Source organism: Qipengyuania sphaerica, from assembly GCF_019711595.1.
GTDB classification, from domain to species: domain Bacteria; phylum Pseudomonadota; class Alphaproteobacteria; order Sphingomonadales; family Sphingomonadaceae; genus Qipengyuania; species Qipengyuania sphaerica.
Map to the genome: position 1 here is coordinate 31190 of NZ_JAIGNR010000001.1, position 20877 is coordinate 52066.

The 20877-nt window shown below is 61.6% G+C and carries 13 protein-coding genes; 9 read left to right on the forward strand and 4 right to left on the reverse strand.

Annotation, left to right across the window (positions count from 1 at the left end; genetic code table 11):
* Positions 1-27 precede the first annotated feature (27 nt).
* Positions 28-1518: an alginate export family protein gene (locus K3178_RS00150; protein ID WP_221569383.1), complete on the reverse strand. Its 1491-nt coding sequence runs from the start codon at positions 1516-1518 to the stop codon at positions 28-30.
* A gap of 142 nt (positions 1519-1660) precedes the next feature.
* Between K3178_RS00150 and K3178_RS00155 the strand changes: the two genes are divergently transcribed.
* The 4 genes from K3178_RS00155 (at position 1661) to K3178_RS00170 (ending at position 9372) form a co-directional block, all read left to right on the forward strand.
* Positions 1661-2110, forward strand: a complete 450-nt coding sequence (locus K3178_RS00155) for a helix-turn-helix domain-containing protein (RefSeq protein ID WP_221569384.1) — start codon at positions 1661-1663, stop codon at positions 2108-2110.
* Positions 2111-2632: 522 nt separating this feature from the next.
* Positions 2633-4315 carry a BCCT family transporter gene (locus tag K3178_RS00160; RefSeq protein WP_221569385.1) on the forward strand — a complete coding sequence of 561 codons (1683 nt, stop codon included), beginning with the start codon at positions 2633-2635 and terminating at the stop codon, positions 4313-4315.
* Positions 4316-4679: 364 nt separating this feature from the next.
* Positions 4680-7322: a TonB-dependent receptor gene (locus K3178_RS00165; protein WP_221569386.1), complete on the forward strand. Its 2643-nt coding sequence runs from the start codon at positions 4680-4682 to the stop codon at positions 7320-7322.
* A gap of 82 nt (positions 7323-7404) precedes the next feature.
* The gene (locus K3178_RS00170; protein WP_221569387.1) at positions 7405-9372 is read left to right on the forward strand and encodes a tetratricopeptide repeat-containing sulfotransferase family protein; all 1968 of its coding nucleotides are present in this window, start codon (positions 7405-7407) and stop codon (positions 9370-9372) included.
* On the opposite strand, the gene K3178_RS00175 is transcribed toward K3178_RS00170, so the two are convergent.
* On the reverse strand, positions 9369-9704 hold the full coding sequence (locus K3178_RS00175) for a tRNA-binding protein (RefSeq protein ID WP_221569388.1): 336 nt from the start codon (positions 9702-9704) through the stop codon (positions 9369-9371). The genes K3178_RS00170 and K3178_RS00175 overlap by 4 nt on opposite strands.
* Positions 9705-9789: 85 nt before the next feature.
* On the opposite strand from K3178_RS00175, the gene K3178_RS00180 reads away from it, so the two are divergent.
* The gene (locus K3178_RS00180; RefSeq protein ID WP_221569389.1) at positions 9790-11013 is read left to right on the forward strand and encodes an MFS transporter; all 1224 of its coding nucleotides are present in this window, start codon (positions 9790-9792) and stop codon (positions 11011-11013) included.
* 367 nt (positions 11014-11380) lie between these two features.
* Here K3178_RS00180 and gyrB read toward each other — a convergent pair whose 3' ends face one another.
* A complete protein-coding gene (gene gyrB / locus K3178_RS00185; RefSeq protein WP_221569390.1) occupies positions 11381-13906 on the reverse strand; it encodes a DNA topoisomerase (ATP-hydrolyzing) subunit B in 2526 nt (841 codons plus the stop codon).
* 128 nt (positions 13907-14034) lie between these two features.
* Here gyrB and K3178_RS00190 point away from each other — a divergent pair, with 128 nt between their 5' ends.
* Positions 14035-15420, forward strand: coding sequence for an L-serine ammonia-lyase (locus K3178_RS00190; protein ID WP_221570720.1), 1386 nt, complete (start codon positions 14035-14037; stop codon positions 15418-15420).
* Here the strand turns inward: K3178_RS00190 and K3178_RS00195 are convergent.
* A complete protein-coding gene (locus tag K3178_RS00195) occupies positions 15417-16307 on the reverse strand; it encodes a hypothetical protein (RefSeq protein ID WP_221569391.1) in 891 nt (296 codons plus the stop codon). The two genes, K3178_RS00190 and K3178_RS00195, sit on opposite strands and share 4 nt — an antisense overlap.
* A gap of 80 nt (positions 16308-16387) precedes the next feature.
* Here K3178_RS00195 and K3178_RS00200 point away from each other — a divergent pair, with 80 nt between their 5' ends.
* From K3178_RS00200 to K3178_RS00210, 3 genes are all read left to right on the forward strand, one after another.
* A complete protein-coding gene (locus tag K3178_RS00200; protein WP_221569392.1) occupies positions 16388-17944 on the forward strand; it encodes a class I adenylate-forming enzyme family protein in 1557 nt (518 codons plus the stop codon).
* Between the two features lie 428 nt (positions 17945-18372).
* Positions 18373-19947: a glutamine-hydrolyzing GMP synthase gene (gene guaA, locus K3178_RS00205; protein ID WP_221569393.1), complete on the forward strand. Its 1575-nt coding sequence runs from the start codon at positions 18373-18375 to the stop codon at positions 19945-19947.
* A 4-nt stretch (positions 19948-19951) separates the two neighbouring features.
* Positions 19952-20779, forward strand: a complete 828-nt coding sequence (locus tag K3178_RS00210) for an alpha/beta hydrolase (protein ID WP_221569394.1) — start codon at positions 19952-19954, stop codon at positions 20777-20779.
* Positions 20780-20877: the final 98 nt, after the last annotated feature.

A 20877-nucleotide genomic window follows, 5' to 3' on the forward strand; every position in this document is an offset into this window, starting at 1 on the left:
CCTTGGGAAACCGCCTTCGCGGCGCGCTTAAAAATTCACGACGACGTTGACGAAACCTCCGGTCCAGCTGGGAGCGTCACCGCCGAATGCGTTCTCGATTCCCTCACCCGGGATCGAGATGCTGAAACCGCCGGTCAGGAAGATATTCGGCGTGAGCACGCGCGTGTATTCGACGAAGAAATCGTCAGCGAGGTGGTTCGCGGTGACGCCGGAAATGACGCTGCCCAGGTCATCGCTAATCTCGAGACGGGTCGCCTGGCCGAACTGGATCGGGCTTCGCTGCTCGTTCACCCGGATGTGGGCTGCCCTCAATGTCAGGAAGTCCTTGGGGCTCGGCATGGTCCTCAGCGTCAGCTGGTGGGATTGGACGTTCGAGTTGATGAAGACCAGCGCGGCCTTCGATCCCGTCGCCCAGCTCGCCGGCGAGCCCTCGTAGTTGAGCGGGTCGAACCGCTCGAGTTCGGGCGTGTCCGGATCGTCGCCCGAGAAGGTCTGGTAGGACCAGAACAGGTCGGGGCGCCAGGGTTTGTCGTTCCAAGCGTGGCCGATCTTGATGCGTCCGCCCCAAGCGTCGAGGCTGATACGGTCGTTCCACTGATACGCCCCGTCTAGGCCGACATAAAGGCCCGGAACCGCGTCCGGCGCGGGATGGACCAGGCTATAGAATGAGATGGCACTCAGGCCTTCGCGGCCGCCATCGAGGAAGTCGGGCGGTCCGATGCCGCCCGGTGCGGCCTGCGGATAGGGTGCGCCCGACTGCAGGACGTTGACATAGCTGACGCCAGCGAAGTCACCCTTGCTCCAATCAAGCCTGAGGTCGCCACCAACACTGTGCGTTTTCGTGTTGTTCGATGCGAGTTCGTTGGGGTCGATGAAGAACGCTGTGGCGGTCAGGTCCTGCCTGCGGAACCGCGCGATGATCGTCCGCTCCCACGCCTTGCGCGGGCCAAGCTTCACCGCGCCACGCTCGAAACCGTTGGAGGCACCGTTCGAGATGAGTATGCCGGTGCCGAGCTTGAGCTCCTGCGCGCCGATCGAAAGGTCGAACTGACCCGTTTCGACAGACCCGGTCCGGAAACCAAGAAACGCCTCTTCGATCGTGACGCGCCCCGTGTTCTCCTGGTCGAAGGCGTCGGTGCCCAGCGTCGCCGATGCGACTACCGAGAAGCCACCATAGATTTCGCTCGAACCGTCGAGGTCATGAGTAAGTTCGACGCCAGGTTTGGCATACACTTCGAGCCACTGCGTGTCGGAATCGAAATTGGCCGAGGGCGCGAACCGGTCTGCAAGGTTCCAGTACAGGTTCTCTTCGGCGACAGCATTGATGCCGCCCTCAAGAGTGAACTTGATCCGGGTATCACTGTCTTCGACGGGGTCGGTATCGGGCGATGGTTCATCCTGACCATGCGCCACTGGGGCAAAGGCAAGACAGGCCGTCAGAAGACCGGTGGTAAGCGGCAAATCGCGCATTGCGCGCCGAGGGCCGGTAGTCTGGCAAGCGACAGCTCGAAAATTCATTCGCCAACTCCAAGCAAAGTGGATTCGGCGACCCGCTGACCCCTGTCTTCATCAGGCCAGCATCATTGACCAGACCCTTATTGCCCAAAATGGGCACTCCTGTCATCATCCGCTTCTATGTAATTGAACGCAGGATGATCCTTTGAGCATTGCCGAAGTCCATTTCTCGATCCTGTGGCCTCGCCACGTCGAAGGCATGATCGCCCTGCTGAGCGAACTGCGGGAAGCATTCGAGGGCGACCTCGACGCCACCCTGATCCTTGCCGTGATTGGTGCCGCTCTCTTGCCGAAGGACGAACTGCCGATTTCGTTCAGCTATTCGGATCTGCTCAAACAGCGTGACATCGATTTCAGGAAGCCGCTGAACACCCTCTCGATTTCCCAGGTGACGGGCATTCCGCGCGAGACCGTTCGCCGCAAACTCGCCACGATGGAGGCAAAGTTATGGGTTGAGCGGGACGAATTCGGTCATTGGAAGATGGGGAAGCGAGGTGCGGAGGATCTCCGTCCCATGACCGAACTCTCGATGAAATACATCTCAAGCATCGCCGAGGGGATTGATCTGGCTAGGGCGGGCGCAGTGAGCAGCTGAGTTCTAAGCGACGTATCCGTCGTGGAAATTCTTCGGCAGCAATGTCTGCAATCGGGTCGGAAGCCGAATGGCAGCTATGAAGCATTCCCGGGCTAAAACCGGACCGTCCGGAACCGGCCCCATTTCAGTCATTCACGTTGAAGGAACTCGATCGGCAGCTTTGGGGCCGGAAGCGGACTGGCGGCTTTCGGTTGCTTGATAGCCGAACGCTGACATTCTGCAGACGACCCTGCTTGCGGGCGTTGCGGCAAGCTCGCCATGTAAACAAGAGCGGTCTTACGAGTACGACCCGACATGGAGTGCAGGGCGCCCATGCTTCTCTGGTCTATTAGTGCTCCCAAGATCGGTTGAAGCAAGACGCAACCCTTGGCGATCCCGGTGCGACAACTGCCACTCCTCCCGAGCCGAGTTTGCATTGTTCGGGCCGTTATCTATGCTTCGGTGAACCTCCATCCGCGGCAAGATTGCAACCGTTCGCGCTTTTCCTTGCCTCCTTACGCCACCCGACAGGATGATCATCCCATGCACTCCATTGACGACGCTCCCGTAGCGCCGCCGCTCGTCGAACTGCCCATCGATACGCATGATCGCGGCTTTTACGACGGGTTCAGTCGGGCCGTGACGATCCCTTCAAAGATCATCGTGTCGCTGATCATCATGTGGGCGATCTTCTTCCCGGTCAGTGCCAGCGAAACACTGAGCGCGGCCAATTCGACGATCATCGCCAGCTTCTCGGGCTGGTATGTCTACCTGGTTGCTTCGCTGATGGCCGTCTGTTTCCTGCTCGCCCTTTGGCCCGCATCGGGGCGGCTCAAGATCGGCGCGCAGGATGAGGCGCCGGAGTTCGGGCGCTTCTCCTGGTTCGCCATGTTGTTCGGGGCCGGCATCGGGATCGGAATGCTGACCTATTCCACGGGCGAGCCACTCGCTCATTTCGCGAACAATCCGGATATCATTCGCGGAACGATCGAGCCGCTGTCCGCAGAAGCGGTCAGGCCTGCCTATATCTACACCTTCCTGCACTGGGGGTTCGCGGCCTGGGGCAGCTACGCGTTAGTGGGGCTTGCCATTGGCTATGTCGCCTATCGCCGCAACCTGCCCCTTACAATCCGCAGCGCGCTGGTACCGCTGTTCGGGCTGCGCATGTCGGGCATCTGGGGGCATGTGATCGACATCGTTGCCGTGGTCGCGACGATCCTTGGCGTGGCCGTCACAATGGGCTTCGGGGTCGAGCAATTCGTAGCCGGCCTGGCACGGCTTGGCCTTGGCGACTGGCTGCTGGATGCCGACGGGTCGTCTTCGGCCATGGCGGTCGTCATTTCACTGCTGGTGCTCGTCGGAGCTTCGACCATCAGCGCGCTTTCGGGCGTGGGCAAGGGCATCAAGTGGCTATCCAACCTCAATATGGCGCTATCCTTCGCCCTCTTGGCCCTTTTCGCAATTGTGGGTTCGGGCCTGCTGGGACTGGTATACCTGTTCGTCGGGCTGTGGGACTATCTCCGCACGCTGGTGCCCAATTCGCTGACGCTGTTTCCCGGCGGCGATGAGACCGGGGACGCGCTGGTGCAATGGCAGCTTGACTGGTCGGTCTTCTACTGGGCCTGGTGGATCGCATTCGCGCCCTTCGTGGGCATGTTCATCGCGCGCATTTCACGCGGACGGACTGTGCGGGAATATGTCCTTGGCGTTGTGCTGGTGCCCTCGCTAATGTGCTTTGTCTGGATGACGCTGGTTGGCGGAACGGCGATCAATCTCGAGCTCAGCGGTGCAGCCGGCGGTTCGATCGTCGGCACCGGAATTTCGGACCAGCTCTTCGCTACGCTTTCGGTGTTGCTGTCGCCGGGTGTCGCGGGAGCGGTGTCCGGGCTCGTCGTATTGCTGCTGATGACCTATCTCGTGACATCGGCCGACAGTGCGATCCTGATCGTGAACACGATCAATGGCGCGGGGGAGACAGAGGGCCAGCGCCGTTACCACATCCTGTTCTGGGGCGCCGCATTGGCCTTCGTCGTCGGTTCGATGCTGATCCTTGGCGGGATCGATGCGATCCGGATCACGATGATTATCGGTGCGCTGCCGTTCTCCTTTGTGGTCGCTCTGATGGCGATTTCCATCATCAAGGCAGTGGTGTTCGACATCCGGCGCAAACGCCACGGAGTGCCGACTACTGCCGAAGGGTGTGCAGAATGGAGCGCAGCAAAGTAAAGGCCGAACAAGAGTTTGCACTAAAGAATCGCAAACGAGTCGAATAGAAAGATTGCTATTTGAAGCTACTACAAATTGCTCTCGAACGTAAGAGCGTAAAATGACACACACCGAAGTAAATATACAATCGATAAACAGATTTCAAATTTGCAACTTAATCTATTCTTTCCTTAGAATGGATATGTTGTCCTTTCGCAACAGACTCCAATTCATTCGGAGAATTGCCCGGGAGTCGGTGGCCGGGCTGCAATCGCGACCCTATTGATTTCGTCGAGCGGGATTGTGCCTCAATCCCGATCACGAATATTTGCCCGCCGTCCGGTCGGGTGCAAAATCAAGGTCCGAATTGGGGGAACCTTCCAAAATGAAGACATTCGTAAGCGGCGCGTCCGTAAGCGCGCTCGCCATTGCCATCGCTGCACCTGCCGTCGCGCAGGACACCACCGCACAGACCGACGCGCCCGCGCAGCAACAGCGCCAGGGCGGGGTTCAAACCATCGTCGTGACCGCGCAGAAGCGCAGCGAGGACTTGCAGGACGTGCCCGTTTCGGTGGCGGCCATCGGTGAAGAGCAGCTCGAAGAGCTCGGCATCGACACGTTTGAGGACTACCTCGAACAGCTGCCCACGGTCACCGCTGGCGGTAGTGGACCGGGCCAGAGTACGATCTACATTCGCGGCCTTGCCTCGACCACGCCGAACTTGACGACGGCCGGTGTGGCCGGCCTCGCACCCAACGTATCGCTCTATCTCGACGAGCAGCCGCTGGCGCAGCCCGGCCGTAACCTCGACGTATACGCTGCCGACCTGGAGCGTATCGAAGTCCTCTCCGGTCCGCAGGGCACGCTGTTCGGTGCCAGCTCGCAGGCCGGTGTGGTTCGCCTGATTACCAACAAGCCCGACCTGTCCGGATTCGACGCCAGTGTCGATGCAGGCCTTTCCTTCACCGATGGCGGCGAAGCGAGCTACAAGGGCGAGTTCATGATCAACGCGCCCGTGAGCGACACCTTCGCCCTGCGCGGGGTCGTCTATTACGAGCACCAGGGCGGCTATATCGACAATGTCGCAGGCACGGTCGATGCCAGCGAGAGCGCCCGTTTCCGTCCAGAAGGCACAGTCCGCGCCAATGGCGTTCCGGTCAGCGCCCTTCGCGCCGGTTTCCAGCAGAACGCCGACCTCAGCGGTGTCACCTTCATCGCCGCCGACAATGCTGCGCTGGTCGAGGAAGACTTCAACGACACCAGCTACCTCGGCTTCCGCGGCACGGCGCTTTGGGAAATCACGCCCGATTGGACCATCACTGTCGCGCACACGCAGCAGGAAGTGGAAAGCGACGGGGTCTTCTTCGCCGATCCGGAACTCGACGGTCTCGATGATCTGCAGATCCAGCGCTACGAAGAAGACCGCCTGAACGACGAATTTTCGAACACATCCTGGACGGTCGAAGGTCGTCTCGCGATGCTCGATATCGTGTATACCGGTGCCTATACCGATCGCCGCACGCAGCAGAACGTAGACTACACCGATTACCTCTACGTGGGGCAGTATCTACCCTACTACATCTGCGACACGGCAGTCGTGTACCCCGGCTATGTCACCAACGCTCCGGCCGATCCGACCTGCTACGCACCAAACCTCGCCGTGGACTCGACTACGGATACGACAGTGTTCACGCAGGAGCTGCGCTTCAGCACGCCCGACGACTGGCGCTTCCGCTTCACCGGTGGTGCGTTCTACAGCGATCTCGAGCTGAAAGAGCTCAACAACTTCAACTACTTTTCGAATGTGCAGGTGCGCGGTTCGGACGGTGTGACCACGGGCTTCTTGCCCAATTATCCGCTGACCGACATCACTGCGCCTCCGGGTGAGATCAATTCGGCCGCAGCAGGATATTTCAGCGACCCGGGCCCGTTCGCTCCCGAAACCATTTTCCGCAATGACATCCTCCGGACCGACGAGCAGATCGGCATCTTCGGCGAGGCGAGCTTCGACATCGTGCCGGATATCCTGACGATTACCGGCGGTGCGCGTTACTACAACGTCGAGGTCGATCTTGCGGGCAGTGCGAACAGCTCGTTCTTCAATCTCAACTCACCGGTCTTCGGCGCAAACACCGGCGTTCCGGCCGACCAGCGTGTTGACCAGCAGCGGGCGGGTACGAATATCTCGTTCCAGTTCGGTGGCAACGGCCCGGTCGGGGCCCCAGACGTGGCGAAGGCGGAAGGCGTGATCTTCAAGGGCACGCTAACCTACACGCCGACGCCGGACCTGCTGTTTTATGGCACCTATTCGGAAGGCTATCGGCCGGGACTCCTCAACCGTCCCGGCGGCGCTACGAATGGCGCCGGCTTCACGGTTCCCTACGAGCTCGATACCGACGAGGTGGCGAACTACGAGCTGGGCTGGAAGCTCGACCTTGCCGATGGGCAGGTGCGTTTCAACGGCAGCGCCTTCTACGTCGATATCACCAATCTGCAGACCACCATCTTCGACCCCTCGATCACCAACCTGTTCTTCTCGGCGAACGCTGCGAATGCGGAGATCATGGGCATCGAAGGCGACTTCACTTATGCACCCTACTCGGTGCCAGGGCTGACTGTTGCAGGCGCTTTCTCGATCCTCGACACGGAAATCACCGAGGTGCTGATCCCGACACAGGACGTGGTCGTGGGTGAAGACCTGGCTTTCGCGCCGAGCTTCCAGGGCAACTTACGTCTCCGCTACGAATGGGACCTTTCGAGCGACTGGATGGCCTTCATCCAGCCACAGGTTTCGTACTCGGCATCGAAGTTCACCGATGTGATCGAGATCAACAAGCTCGAACTCGACAGCTACACGATCGCCAACCTGTCCGCAGGCGTGCAGAGCGACCAGTGGAGCGTGGAACTCTACGCCGATAATTTGTTCGATGAGCGAGCCCAGATCTCCGGCAATTTCGTCAACGATCGCGCACGGATCACCACCAACCGCCCGCTCACCGTGGGGCTGCGTGTCGGCTTCGATTACTGATCGGCGAAGCTGATCGAAGAACTGGCGGCGGGAGCGGGGTTGAGCATCGCTTCCGCCGCTTTCGCTTGTTAAGGGCACACGCATGACCGCGCGTGAGAATACATCAAAGGCAGCGCAGCAGGCGCTTCAGGCGGGCGACTTCGCACGCGGTGCAGAGCTCGCGGACGAGATGCTGGCCAATGCGCCGGACGACGCCGAGGCGCGTTATATGGCGGCCGTCGCTGCACGTTATCTCAAGCAGTTCGATCGCGCGCAGAGCCATTTGCAGGCACTGCATCATGCAATGCCCGAATACGGCCGCGCCTGGCAGGAGGCCGGGCACCTTGCCCGCGCACAGGGCCGCAGGGATGATGCGATCGCTGCCTATTCGCTGGCGACGCGCCTCAACCCGGCACTCGATGCGAGCTGGCGTGCCTTGGCAGATGAACTTCAAGGGGCTAGCCGCATGGCAGAGGCCGCCGCCGCCAAGGCACAGGCCGAGCGTATCGCCGCGCTACCACGCGAGCTGGTGGCAGTTACACACCACCTTCACGAAGGGCGCTTGCTGCGGGCAGAGGAGATCTGTCGCCATTTCCTGCGCGCCAATCCGAGGAATGTGGAAGGCATGCGCCTGCTCGCGCAGATCGGCATCAAGCTGGGCATACTCGACGATGCCGAGTTCCTGCTCGACAGCGCGGCAGCATTCGAGCCGGACAATGTGCAGGTGCGTCTCGACTATATCGATGCGCTTCGCCGGCGCCAAAAATTCGAGAAAGCACGCGATGAGGCAGAGGGCTTGTACGCCCGCGATCCGGGAAACCCGCTGTTCCAATCGCATCTCGCGATCGAGAGCATGCAGACAGGCGACTTCGACCGCGCTTTCGAACTGTTCGACGCGGTGCTCGAAAAACTGCCGGGAGATGCCGCCACGCTCACCAGCCGCGGCCATGCACTCAAGACGACTGGCAAGCAGGAAGAGGCGGTCGCCAGCTATCGCGCCGCCTTTGCCGCAAAGCCCGACCATGGCGACGCCTATTATGCACTTGCAAACCTGAAGACCTACAGCTTTCCCGACGAAGAGATCGCAGCAATGCGGGCGCAGGTGGAGAGACCCGAACTGGGCTTCATGGACCGGGCCCACCTCTCCTTTGCCCTCGGCAAGGCTTATGAAGATCGCGGGGAATACGAAGAATCCTTCCATTTTTACGACGAGGGCAATGCGCTCAAACGCGCCCAGACCCGCTACAGTGCCGATGCGATGAGCGAGGAGCTTTCACGGCAGGCCGAGGTCTGCACGAAGGAGCTCTTCGATTCCCACTCGGGTGCGGGGCATGCGGCGACCGACCCAATTTTCATCCTCGGACTTCCGCGCGCCGGCTCGACGTTGTTGGAGCAAATTTTGGCGAGCCACAGCCAGGTCGACGGAACGATGGAACTGCCCAATATCCTCGCCCTTGCCCACAAACTGCGCGGTCGCAGGGCGGGCCAGTCGAACTATCCGGATGTGCTTCACGACCTGACGCTCGAGCAGCTTGCGCAATGCGGTGAGCAATTCATCGAGGAAACCCGCGTCCATCGGCAGGGCGCACCCTTCTTTATCGACAAGATGCCGAACAACTTCCGTCACATCGGCCTGATCCACCTTATCCTGCCGAACGCGAAGATCATCGACGCCCGCCGCGCAGCAATGGATTGCTGTTTCTCCGGTTTCAAACAGCTGTTCGCCGAAGGGCAGGAATTCACCTACGGGCTAAGCGAGGTCGGTCGCTACTACTCCGACTACGTCGCCCTGATGGAACACTGGGACAATGTGCTCCCAGGCAAGATCCTGCGTGTGCACCACGAGGACGTACTCGACGATCTGGAAGGTCAGACGCGCCGAATCCTGGAATACTGCAACCTCCCGTTCGAAGAAGCCTGTCTCGACTTCCACAAGTCGAAGCGAGCAGTACGCACCGCCAGCAGCGAGCAGGTACGCCAACCGATCAATCGCAGCGGGCAGGATGCCTGGAAGCCCTATGAGCCCTGGCTCGGACCACTAAAGGATGCGCTCGGCCCCCTGGCGCTTTAGGCCAATCGGGCGCCATCGGGTGCATCACCCGGCGAAGCGAGCACGATCCTGCCCTTGGCGTCAGGGAATCCGAGCACGAGAACTTCCGACATGAAGGGTCCGATCTGGCGGGTAGGGAAATTCACCACGGCCATGACCTTGCGCCCGACCAGATCCGCCGGCGCATAGAGATCGGTGATCTGTGCAGAGCTCTTTTTCACCCCGATCTCGGCGCCGAAATCTACGCGAAGCTTTATCGCCGGCTTCCGGGCCTCTGGAAAGGGATCCGCGGCGATCACGGTGCCGCTGCGGATGTCCACCTTGAGAAAATCATCGAAGCCTATCTGGTCCATTACGTCGGCCTAACGGTCCGCCGTCTCGATGTCGAACCGTGCGTTGGGCTTGAAGCGATCGCCGGGCGAGAATACGGGCGCTATGATGATGTCGTCCGCTTATCCCGTTCGCGCACTTCTCGTCGCGATCTTCATCCTCATGATGGGGAGCGGATTTCTTTCGACGCTGATCGCAATCAGGCTTGAGATTGCCGGAGCTTCGGCGGGGATCATCGGGCTTGTCGCGACCAGCTACTTTGCCGGGCTGATGCTGGGATCGCTTCGGGTAGAGAAGGTCATTACCCGCATCGGCCATATTCGTGCCTTTGCTGCTTTCGTGACTGTCTATTCGGCGAGCAGCCTGACCTACGCGATCATCGATCACCCCGGCGTGTGGACGGCGCTCCGCTTCATCGACGGATTTGCAATGGCCGGCGTTTTTGTTTGCCTCGAAAGCTGGCTGAACCAGCAGGCGAGCCCGCAAAACCGTAGCGCAGTGCTCGCCTTCTACATGATCGCGCTCTATTGCGGGCAAGCGGCTGGGCAATTCCTGCTCAACCTTGGCGACAATGCACCCGACCTTCCGTTCATGGTGTCGGCTATCCTGCTGTCGATCGCCCTCTTGCCCGTCCTGCTTACGCGCATGGAACAGCCCCGTATCGAAGCTGTCGCGCCTTTTTCCTTGCGTCGGCTATACAAGGCATCGCCCCTAGGCATTGTCGGCACGCTGATGACGGGGGCGATGCTGGGCGCCTTCTATGCATTGGGCGCGGTCTACATACAGCGGATCGGCATGGGCCTGTCGCAAGTCGCACTCTTCACCTCATGCGTCATCGCAGGCGGGGTCGCCTTGCAATATCCACTTGGCCTGCTTTCCGATCGCTTCGACCGGCGCCTGATAGTCATCCTGTGCTTCGTGGCCGCTGCAGCAGTGTGCGCGGCCATCGCCCTGCTTCCGCTGGGGCCCACCGGAACGATTGCACTGGGCAGTCTGTTCGGCGGCTTTGCTTTCGCCCTTTACCCCTTGTGTGTGGCGCATTCGAACGACCACCTTACCGAAGAGGAGCGGATATCCGCCAGCGGTGGTCTCGTCCTTGTCTATTCGGCAGGAGCAGTGGCCGGCCCGCTTGTCGGTTCGGCCGGAATGGGCGCGTTCGGCCCTACCGGAATCTTCATAATCATCGGAGCTCTCGCCGCATGGGGCGGCGCGTTCGGTATCTGGCGATTGGCAATGCGCGCGGCCGTTCCAGGAGAATTGCAACAGAACTTCCAAAGCCTGCCGAGAACCACCCCGATGGCTGCTGTCCTTGAGGCGGAGGGCGACAGCTGATGGATGGGCGACGGCTTGCGGTCCAATAATTTGCAGGGTCGTCACGATCTCACCCCAACTCAGATCTCAGCGAATGTCGCTTATCTCCGACCTAAAGCCGGAAAGCTGAATATCACAACATCAACCAGTATCGGACAATGGCGGCGCCAATTATCGGAGCAAAGCTGCCGGTCCGCTTTTAGGCATTCTTGAGAAGAGTTCGAACTTCCGAAATGAGGGCGCAAAGCTGCCGCTAGAGTTTCGTCAAATCAGTCGCTGATGCTCATGCAGCCGACAACGGCTCTTGCCGCCTGCGGTGTATATGGGTCCAAAACATGCGTAATTGCTTTCAAATTCACTCTAATTGGTTCCACTAAGACGTGCGTGATCAGACGTCGAGGTTGGCGACGTTCAGCGCGTTCTCCTGAATGAACTCGCGGCGCGGTTCGACGACATCGCCCATCAGGCGGGTGAAGATCTCGTCGGTCACGTCGGCATCCTCGACCTTCACCTGCAGCAGCGCGCGGTTTTCAGGGTCGAGCGTGGTCTCCCACAACTGCTCTGCGTCCATTTCGCCGAGGCCCTTGAAGCGGCTGACCTTGAGGCCCTTGCGGCCCGCTGCCATCACTGCATCGACCAGCTGGCTCGGAAGGATCAGCGCATCGTCGCCCACGATTGCCGCAGCTTCCTCGGTCTCCTCGACATCGTCGCTCTCGACCTCGGGCTCTTCCTCGCTGCCGCGGATGAGACGCACCGGCGAAGCATAGACCTCGGCATTCTCCTGCGTGACGCGGTGAAGCTTGCGTGCCTCGGCGCTCTCGAGGAAGCGGCCTTCGATTTCGTGAACATCGGTGACTCCGCGCCAGACGCGGTGGAAGCGGACATGGCCGTCTTCGCCCATTTTGGCGGACCATTGCGCTTCCGGATCGCCCATCTGCAGCTGGGCGGCAGCCTTGTTGTGGGCCGCCGAACGGTCGCCACCGGCAGGGTCGAGCGCGCCCGCAAGCGCCATCGCCTCGACGATCTCGGCGTTATACTTGCGGGGCACGTAATTCATGTGATTGCGGACCGAGAGCGCGTGCTGGACCAGCGCCTCCAGTTCGCCCGATGCGCGCGCACCGCCAGCGGTCTCGAGGATGCGACCACTCAGACCCGCTTCGATCAGGTAACGATCGAACGCGGCCTGGTCCTTGAGATAGACCTCGGACTTGCCACGCACGACCTTATACAGCGGCGGCTGTGCGATATAGAGGTGCCCGGCCTTCACGATTTCGGGCATTTGGCGGTGGAAGAAGGTCAGCAGCAGCGTGCGGATATGCGCGCCGTCGACGTCGGCGTCGGTCATGATCACGACCTTGTGGTAACGCAGCTTCTCGAGGTCGAACTCATCGCGCAGGCCCGTGCCCATCGCCTGGATCAGCGTGCCGACTTCCTTCGAGGAAATGATCCGGTCGAAACGCGCGCGCTCGACGTTAAGGATCTTGCCCTTCAGGGGAAGGATCGCCTGGTACTGACTGTCGCGCCCGTTTTTGGCGGAGCCGCCTGCCGAATCGCCCTCGACCAGGAACAGTTCGGCCTTGGAGGCATCGCGTTCACGGCAGTCGCTGAGCTTGCCCGGCAGCGAGGCAATGCTCATCGCGCCCTTGCGGCTCATTTCGCGGGCGCGGCGTGCGGCTTCGCGGGCGGCGGCGGCGTCGATTACCTTCTGGATGATCTGCTTGGCATCGTTGGGATTTTCTTCGAGCCATTCGGTCATCTTCTCGCCCATCAGGCTTTCCAGCGGCTGACGGACCTCGGACGAAACCAGCTTGTCCTTGGTCTGCGAAGAGAACTTGGGATCAGGCAATTTGACCGAAACGATGGCGGTGAGGCCTTCGCGCATGTCTTCGCCCGAAAGCGAGACCTTCTCCTTCTTCATCAGGCCCGACGAGGTGGCATAATTGTTGAGCGTGCGCGTCAGTGCGGCGCGGAAGGCGGCGAGGTGTGTGCCGCCGTCGCGCTGCGGGATGTTGTTGGTGAAGCAGAGCACGTTCTCGTAGTAGGAATCGTTCCATTCGAGCGCGACGTCGATGCCGATCCCTTCCTTCTCCGCACTGACCGAAATGGGTTCCGCGACGAGCGCCTGCTTGTTGCGGTCGAGATATTTCACGAAGGCCGCGATGCCGCCTTCGTAGAACAGGTCGTGCTCTTTCGCGTCCTCGTGGCGATTGTCGCGGATGAGGATGCGCACGCCCGAATTGAGGAAGGCAAGTTCGCGGTAGCGATGCTCGAGCTTCTCGAAGTCGAATTCGGTGACGTTCTTGAAGGTATCGTGGCTCGCCATGAAGGTGACGCGCGTGCCCTTCTTCAGCCCGTCCTCGTCGCCGTTGGACGCGACCGGCGGCGCATCGCCGACGATGCGCAGGCTTTCCACCGCATCGCCATGCTCGAAGCGCATCCAGTGTTCCTTGCCGTCGCGCCAGATGGTGAGTTCGAGCCATTCGGACAGCGCGTTGACGACCGAGACGCCCACACCGTGCAAGCCCCCCGACACCTTGTAGGCATTGTCGTCGGACGTGTTCTCGAACTTACCGCCCGCGTGGAGCTGGGTCATGATGACCTCGGCCGCCGAGACGCCTTCTTCCTTGTGCATGTCCACCGGAATGCCGCGACCGTTGTCCTCGACGCTTACCGAACCATCGGCATTCAGCTCGATCAGCACGAGGTCGCAGTGCCCTGCCAGCGCTTCGTCGATGGCGTTGTCCGACACTTCGAATACCATGTGGTGCAGGCCCGACCCGTCGTCGGTATCGCCGATATACATGCCAGGGCGTTTCCTGACCGCATCGAGGCCCTTCAAGACCTTGATCGAATCCGCGCCGTAACCGTTCTTCTTGGGCGCTTCTGCGCCCTGTTCTGGGGTGTTCTCGTCCATGCCGAGTATATAGGCTCGGGGAGGGTAAAAACCAAAGGATTCGGGCGGATTTTACCCACAGGTCCGACCCCCGGAAGTTACATCTGAAACCGGTTGATTCCATGGCACAAAAGGCGCATCCAGCCGCCATGCTTTCGGTGCTCGACATTTTCCGGATCGGGATCGGTCCTTCCTCCTCGCATACGGTCGGCCCGATGCGCATCGCGCGGAGCTTCGTGCGGGCACTGGACAAGGCCGGCAAGCTCGAGCGCACCTCGCGGGTGGCCGTCCAATTGCAGGGATCTCTGGCGCTGACCGGCATCGGTCACGGCACCGTCGATGCCACTATCCTCGGCCTGATGGGCTTTGCGCCCGACACAACCTGTCCGGACGAGGCGGCAGCTGCGCTGGCCCGGGTGCGCGAAGAAAAGCGCCTTCCGATTGGTGGCAAGCACGAAATCGCTTTCGATCCAGCCGCGGATATCGACTTGGCCGGATATATCATCCCGGACCTCCACCCCAATGGCATGACGCTCTTCGCTTTCGATACCGATGGTGGCAAGCTGGCGGAGCGGACCTATTATTCGACCGGCGGCGGCTTCGTGGCTTCCGAGGCGCAATTGAAGCGCAAGCCCAAGGACGACCGGATCAATACCGGCACGCTCGCCCCGTTCGACTTCCGCTCGGCGGAGGAACTTCTCGCCAGCTGCGAAGCGACCGGCAAGTCGATCGCCGAGCTGGTGCTCGCCAATGAGGACGCTTTCCGCCCCCGCGATAAAACGCTCGAGGGCATCGACCGTGTCGCGAGGGCGATGGATCAGTGCATCGAGCGCGGACTTTCGCAGCGCGGCATCCTGCCGGGCGGGCTCAAGGTCCAGCGCCGCGCGCCCGACATGTGGGACAAGCTCTCCGCGAACCCGCAATCGAACGAGCGCGAGCAGCTGTTCGACTGGCTTAACTGCTACGCTATGGCAGTGAACGAGGAGAATGCCGCCGGTGGCCGCGTGGTCACTGCGCCCACCAATGGTGCGGCCGGGATCATCCCGGCGGTGATTCGCTTCTACTGCGTCACCAACCAGGAGCAGCCCTGCACCGAGAGCCGCCGCACCTTCCTTTTGACGGCGGGCGCGATCGGCCTCCTCTACAAGCAGCGCGCCAGCATTTCGGGCGCGGAAATGGGCTGCCAGGGCGAGGTCGGGGTGGCCTGCTCGATGGCCGCAGGCGGGCTCGCGGCACTATGGGGCGCGACTCCCGTGCAGGTCGCAAGCGCTGCCGAAATCGGGATGGAGCACAATCTTGGCCTGACATGCGATCCGGTCGGCGGGCTGGTGCAGGTCCCTTGCATCGAGCGCAATGCCATCGGCGCGGTGAAGGCGGTCAACGCTGCGCGTCTCGCGCTTCACCGGACAGGTGCGGAAAGCACCGTCAGCCTCGACCAGGTGATCGAAACCATGCGCCAGACCGGGCTCGACATGAGCAGCAAGTACAAGGAAACGAGCCAGGGCGGGCTCGCCGTGAACGTGATCGAATGCTAAATCGCGCAGGACAGGCGTATTTCCTGCGCCTCCCTGTCGAAGGTCAGGCTTGAGCAGGCTGCCAGACTGTCGGTGCCCACCCACAGCCGCCTGATCGGCTTGGCCTTGCCGCCGACAACGACGATTTCGTTCGGATCGCGCTCGTCGTCCGGTATGGCATCGGTAGAGCCGGTATCCTGCGACCGGACGACGATATTGGCGAGCCGCAGCTCGCCCAGTGCCGGCGAGCCGGAGAATTTCATTGTGCGCACTGGTCGTGCAATGCCGAACTCGATTTCGAGGGGGCGTGCCTCGCCTGTCATCTGGCCATCGTAACCCGATGCGAGGAGGGCGCCGGCAGCGGCGGTCGCCATTGTTTCGGGGCGGGCGAAGCTGAAGAAGGTCGGCACTCTTTCCTCGCCCAAGACCAGTTCGGTATGAAACCCGGCGATATCGTTCTCGAGGAGCGGGAGCGTGATCACCCGTTCGCCCGAAGCAGCATCGCGCAGGCGATAGGTGACAACGCTTTCGGAAAGTGAGGCGGGGTTGATCATGGCCCCGCCAAGCTCATGCCAGTCGCTCTCGAAGAAGAACGCCCGGCGGGTCCGGCGCTCGCCGTCTCCGAAGTCGATTTTCACCCGGTTCGAGCGCGCCGTAAGCTTCGTGCGGCCGACGAGGTGTACGCCCTTGAAGAGGCTCCCCTTCAGTCCAAGGCGTCGTGCGGTCTCGGCTGCGAGAACAGGGCTGTTGGGTGCATCGGGGGCGATCTCAAACGGGATTTCCTCGTCATCGACGGTCACGGCCAATACGCGCGAGTCGACATCGATTACCCGCTCCTCCCCTGCGCTGGCAGGCCCCGCAAATGAAAGTGTAAACGCCGCGAGCCCTGCAACTATGTGAAAACGCATCGAACCTCCCGATATCGAAGTTTCCGGGCGGCTAGGGCATCGAAGCTTGCACCTGTGTGAACCTGGGTCATATTCGTGCGATGGGAGAGACCGAGACCGCAGCCATGCTTGCCGAGCCATTCGGCAACATCTCCGAGATTATTGCGGCCAATGCCGCAAGGCTCGAAGAGCATCCCGCAATAAGGGACGAGACGAGCGAAATGACCTGGGCGCAGCTGGGCGACCGGGTAGAGCGCATTGCAGCGCGCCTCCTCGAGGACGGGCTGGAGCGTGGCCAGTCGGTTGCTATCCTCGGCTATTCCAGCGTTGCTTATGCGCTGGTCTTCCTCGCCGCCGTGCGCGCAGGGGGAGTGGCTGCACCGCTTACCACCAGCGCCAGCGCGGAACAGCTTGCCGGCATGGCGAATGATTCGGGCGCGCGGCACATCTTCATCGATCGCGCCAGGCTCGACGAACTCGGCGAGGACTGTTTCCCGGGCCTCGCGAAGATCGTCCTCGACGAGGAACTGGACGAGTGGATGGCGCCGGAAGGCACGCAGGCCCCGCGCTTCGACCACCAGCCTTCCGACCCCTTCAACATCATTTATTCCTCAGGCACGACGGGTACGCCCAAGGGCATCGTCCATTCGCACCAGATGCGCTGGCGGCAATTTGCGGCGACGGCGGCGAGCTGGCTCGAAGCAGGTCTTGAAGTTCGAAGCCTCGCCTCAACGCCGCTCTATTCGAACACGACGATGGTTGCCTTCCTGCCCGCTCTACTGGCCGGCGGCACGGTGCGCGTGATGGGCAAGTTCGAATGCCTGAAATGGCTGGATTATGCGCAGGCCGATCGCACCGCCATCACCATGCTGGTGCCGGTCCAGTACCAGCGGCTGATGGACGAGCCTCGCTTCGACGAGTTCGACCTGTCGGCGCTCACGCTCAAATATTGCACCTCGGCTCCCTTCTCCGCCGAGCTCAAGCGCGAGGTACTGGCCCGCATGCCGGGCGCGCTGATCGAGATCTATTCGATGACCGAAGGCGGCGTCGTCTGCCTGCTCGAAGCGCACAGGTTTCCCGACAAGCTCCACACCGTCGGACGTCCCGCTCCGGGAAGCGAACTCAAGGTTCTCGACGATGAGGACCGCGAGGTTCCGGCGGGCACACCGGGCAATCTCGTCGGCCGCAGCCATACGATGATGAGCGGCTACAAGAATCGGCCCGAGCAAACGCGCGAAGGCTACTGGACCGATCCGGCGACGGGCGAGGTGTGGCAGCGCATGGGCGATATCGGCCGCGTCGATGAAGCGGGTTTCCTCGAGCTTGTCGGCCGCGCCAACGACATGATCATTTCGGGCGGGTTCAATATCTACCCCGTCGACCTGGAGAATGCTCTGCTGGAAGAAGAGGACGTGCTCGAAGCCGCCGTCATCGGCGTGCCTTCGCGCAAATGGGGTGAGACGCCGGTGGGATTCGTGCGATTGGGAGAGGTTTCGCGGCCAGCCAAAGACATTCTCGCGGCAGTGAACGCGCGGCTCGGCAAGACCCAGCGCCTGTCTCTGTTGCATGTAATCGAAGAAATGCCGCGCAGCCATATCGGCAAATTGCTCAAGACCGAGTTGCGCGAAGAAGCGGAGCGGCGCGGCCTTCCGGAATGACCCCAAGTCCGCAGTGAGCGTTCGAGACGCGGCGCGGACGAGTTTCTGGTTGTGCCCGCAGCGGGCGTTCGAGACGCGGCGCGGACACTAGGGGGAGGGGGAGAGGAGGTGTCGGCGGCCGCGTCTCTACTCGCTGCCATATCGCCTCCGGGGGAGCGGCACCTGCGCTAGGAGGAACGCAGTGTCTTGCTCGACTGGGCTGCTGGCCCGGAGGAAGGCGACGACAGCATCTCTTGGGAAGGGACTGTCGCCATCTCGTTGCCGGGGCGCGATATCGTCGGACGACATCCCGCGGCGGCTGTGAGGGCTGTAATAATGTTGCCGAGTTGTGAACTAAAGTGAGAAAAGGTCAGGAACTGTTGCGTTTTGCGCAAGTGACCTAACAAGCCTCTCTGGACAGTGCGCGACACGCGCCCTAACCGCCGCGCATGGACGCCTCTCACCTCCCCGATTCCATCCTCATCGTCGACTTCGGCAGCCAGGTCACCCAGCTTATCGCACGCCGCGTGCGCGAAGCAGGCGTGTACTCGGAAATCGCCCCCTTCAGCATGGCAGAGGAGGCGTTCAATCGCCTCCAGCCCAAGGGCGTGATCCTCTCGGGCAGTCCGGCCAGCGTGCCCGATCGCGACAGCCCGCGCGCACCCGAAGTGATCTTCGACAGCAAGGTGCCGATCCTCGGCATTTGCTACGGCCAGCAGGTGATGACCGAACAGCTCGGCGGCGAAGTGCGTCCGGGACACGAAACAGGCGAAGGCGGCGAATTCGGACGTGCCTTCTGCGAGGTGACCGAGGAATGCGTGCTCTTCGACGGGCTGTGGAAGCCGGGCGAAACGCACCAGGTGTGGATGAGCCACGGCGACAAGGTCACCCGCATCGCCGAAGGCTTCCGTATCGTCGCCACCAGCCCCGGCGCGCCTTTCGCGTTGATCGCCGACGACGCGCGCCGCTACTATGGCACACAGTTCCACCCCGAAGTGGTCCACACGCCCGACGGGGGCAAGCTGCTCGCCAATTTCGTGCGCCATGTCTGCGGCCTCAAGGGCGACTGGACCATGGCGGAATTCCGCAAGACCAAGATCGAGGAGATCCGCGCCCAGGTGGGTGACGGCAAGGTGATTTGCGGCCTTTCGGGCGGCGTCGATTCCGCGGTTGCCGCAGTCCTTATCCACGAGGCGATCGGCGACCAGCTGACCTGCGTTTTCGTCGACCACGGCCTCATGCGGATGAACGAGGCCGAACAGGTCGTCACCCTGTTCCGCGACCATTACAATATCCCGCTGGTCCATGTGAACGCGGAGGAGATGTTCCTCGGCGGGCTCGAAGGCCAGACCGATCCGGAAAAGAAGCGCAAGTTCATCGGCGGTGCCTTTATCGATTTGTTCGAAGCCGAAGCGAAGAAGATCGGCGGCGCGGATTTCCTCGCGCAGGGCACGCTCTATCCCGACGTGATCGAGAGCGTCAGCTTCACCGGCGGGCCCTCGGTGACGATCAAGAGCCACCACAATGTCGGCGGCCTGCCCGAACGCATGAACATGGAACTGGTCGAACCCTTGCGCGAACTGTTCAAGGACGAGGTGCGCGACCTGGGCCGCGAACTCGGCCTGCCCGATGTTTTCGTCGGCCGCCATCCCTTCCCCGGCCCCGGCCTTGCGATCCGCATCCCGGGCGAAGTCACCAAGGAACGCTGCGATATCCTGCGCAAGGCCGACGCGATCTATCTCGAGGAAATCCGCAACGCGGGCCTTTACGATGCGATCTGGCAGGCCTTCGCCGTGCTGCTGCCGGTCAAGACCGTGGGTGTTATGGGCGACGGTCGCACCTACGACAGCGTCTGCGCCCTGCGCGCCGTGACCAGTACCGATGGCATGACCGCCGACATCTACCCCTTCGACGCCGCCTTTTTGAGCCGCGTGGCAACCCGCATCATCAACGAGGTGAAGGGCATCAACCGCGTGGTCTACGATTATACGTCGAAGCCGCCGGGCACCATCGAGTGGGAATGATCGGGTGCGGGGCCGGCTGAATGCCCTCGTCATCCTGCTGGCTTGCGCAGTGGTGGGACTGGCCGCTCACACCTTGACGCGCGAACCCGAGCCCGAAGCGGTCGCGAACCAATTTCCTCCCGACCGGTCGGTGATGTTCAAGCGGGTTGAAGGCGAGAGCGGGTCACGCGCACTCTCACTCCACGTTTTCGTGCCCCCGCGCGGCGCACCAAAACGCAGTCGCACCGTCATGCTAATTCATGGCGGCAGCTGGCTGGAAGGAACCCCGCAGCAATTCTTCCGTACGTGCCGTGTCCTTGCGGATGCGGGATACGGATGCATCTCCAGCGAATATCGCACGCGAAAGAGCCATGGTGCCACCCCGCTCGATGCGCTCGACGATTGCCTCGCTGCATTCGAACATGCCGCCGCGAACCTGACCGCTTTCGGCCTGCCCGAGGGCGAGCTCTGGATCGGGGGAGCCAGCGCGGGCGGCTCACTGGCGCTTCTGGCGGCCGGCGAGAGCAGGGTACCGGTCGGCGGTCTGGTGCTCCTCAACCCCGTGCTCGATATCTCCCCAGGCTCACGATTTTACGAGCAGACCAAGGATCTTGGTGAAAGGTTCGCCCCGCTGCGCGACGGCGTATCGCTGTCTGCCCCCGTCCTCCTGCTGAACGGGACGGAAGATCAGGTGACGCCCGCGCCGATTGCCTCGCGCTTCATTGCGAACCTGCAAGAGGCGGGTGAAGAGGCCCGGATCGAACTCGTCGAAGGAGTGGGGCACGGCTTCTTCAATTCCGAGCAGCCGCAGCTTGCGGACAAGATTATACTCGCATTTCTCGAGGAGACTTGACCGCACGCGGGCTCCCGTCCGGAGCTTGCGTCCAGAAAGGCAAGATTGCCGAGGCCTTCACAGGCGAAGGTCAGGCGGACACGGCCGAATTTGTCCAC

Excerpts from the sequence above, each read along its gene's own strand:
- K3178_RS00165 (WP_221569386.1), top strand. The coding sequence starts at position 4,680 with ATGAAGACATTCGTAAGCGGCGCGTCCGTAAGCGCGCTCGCCATTGCC.
- K3178_RS00200 (WP_221569392.1), top strand. The coding sequence starts at position 16,388 with ATGGGAGAGACCGAGACCGCAGCCATGCTTGCCGAGCCATTCGGCAAC.
- K3178_RS00190 (WP_221570720.1), top strand. The coding sequence starts at position 14,035 with ATGCTTTCGGTGCTCGACATTTTCCGGATCGGGATCGGTCCTTCCTCC.
- K3178_RS00195 (WP_221569391.1), bottom strand. The coding sequence starts at position 16,307 with ATGCGTTTTCACATAGTTGCAGGGCTCGCGGCGTTTACACTTTCATTT.
- K3178_RS00150 (WP_221569383.1), bottom strand. The coding sequence starts at position 1,518 with ATGAATTTTCGAGCTGTCGCTTGCCAGACTACCGGCCCTCGGCGCGCA.
- K3178_RS00180 (WP_221569389.1), top strand. The coding sequence starts at position 9,790 with ATGATGTCGTCCGCTTATCCCGTTCGCGCACTTCTCGTCGCGATCTTC.
- K3178_RS00170 (WP_221569387.1), top strand. The coding sequence starts at position 7,405 with ATGACCGCGCGTGAGAATACATCAAAGGCAGCGCAGCAGGCGCTTCAG.
- gyrB (WP_221569390.1), bottom strand. The coding sequence starts at position 13,906 with ATGGACGAGAACACCCCAGAACAGGGCGCAGAAGCGCCCAAGAAGAAC.
- K3178_RS00175 (WP_221569388.1), bottom strand. The coding sequence starts at position 9,704 with ATGGACCAGATAGGCTTCGATGATTTTCTCAAGGTGGACATCCGCAGC.
- guaA (WP_221569393.1), top strand. The coding sequence starts at position 18,373 with ATGGACGCCTCTCACCTCCCCGATTCCATCCTCATCGTCGACTTCGGC.
- K3178_RS00160 (WP_221569385.1), top strand. The coding sequence starts at position 2,633 with ATGCACTCCATTGACGACGCTCCCGTAGCGCCGCCGCTCGTCGAACTG.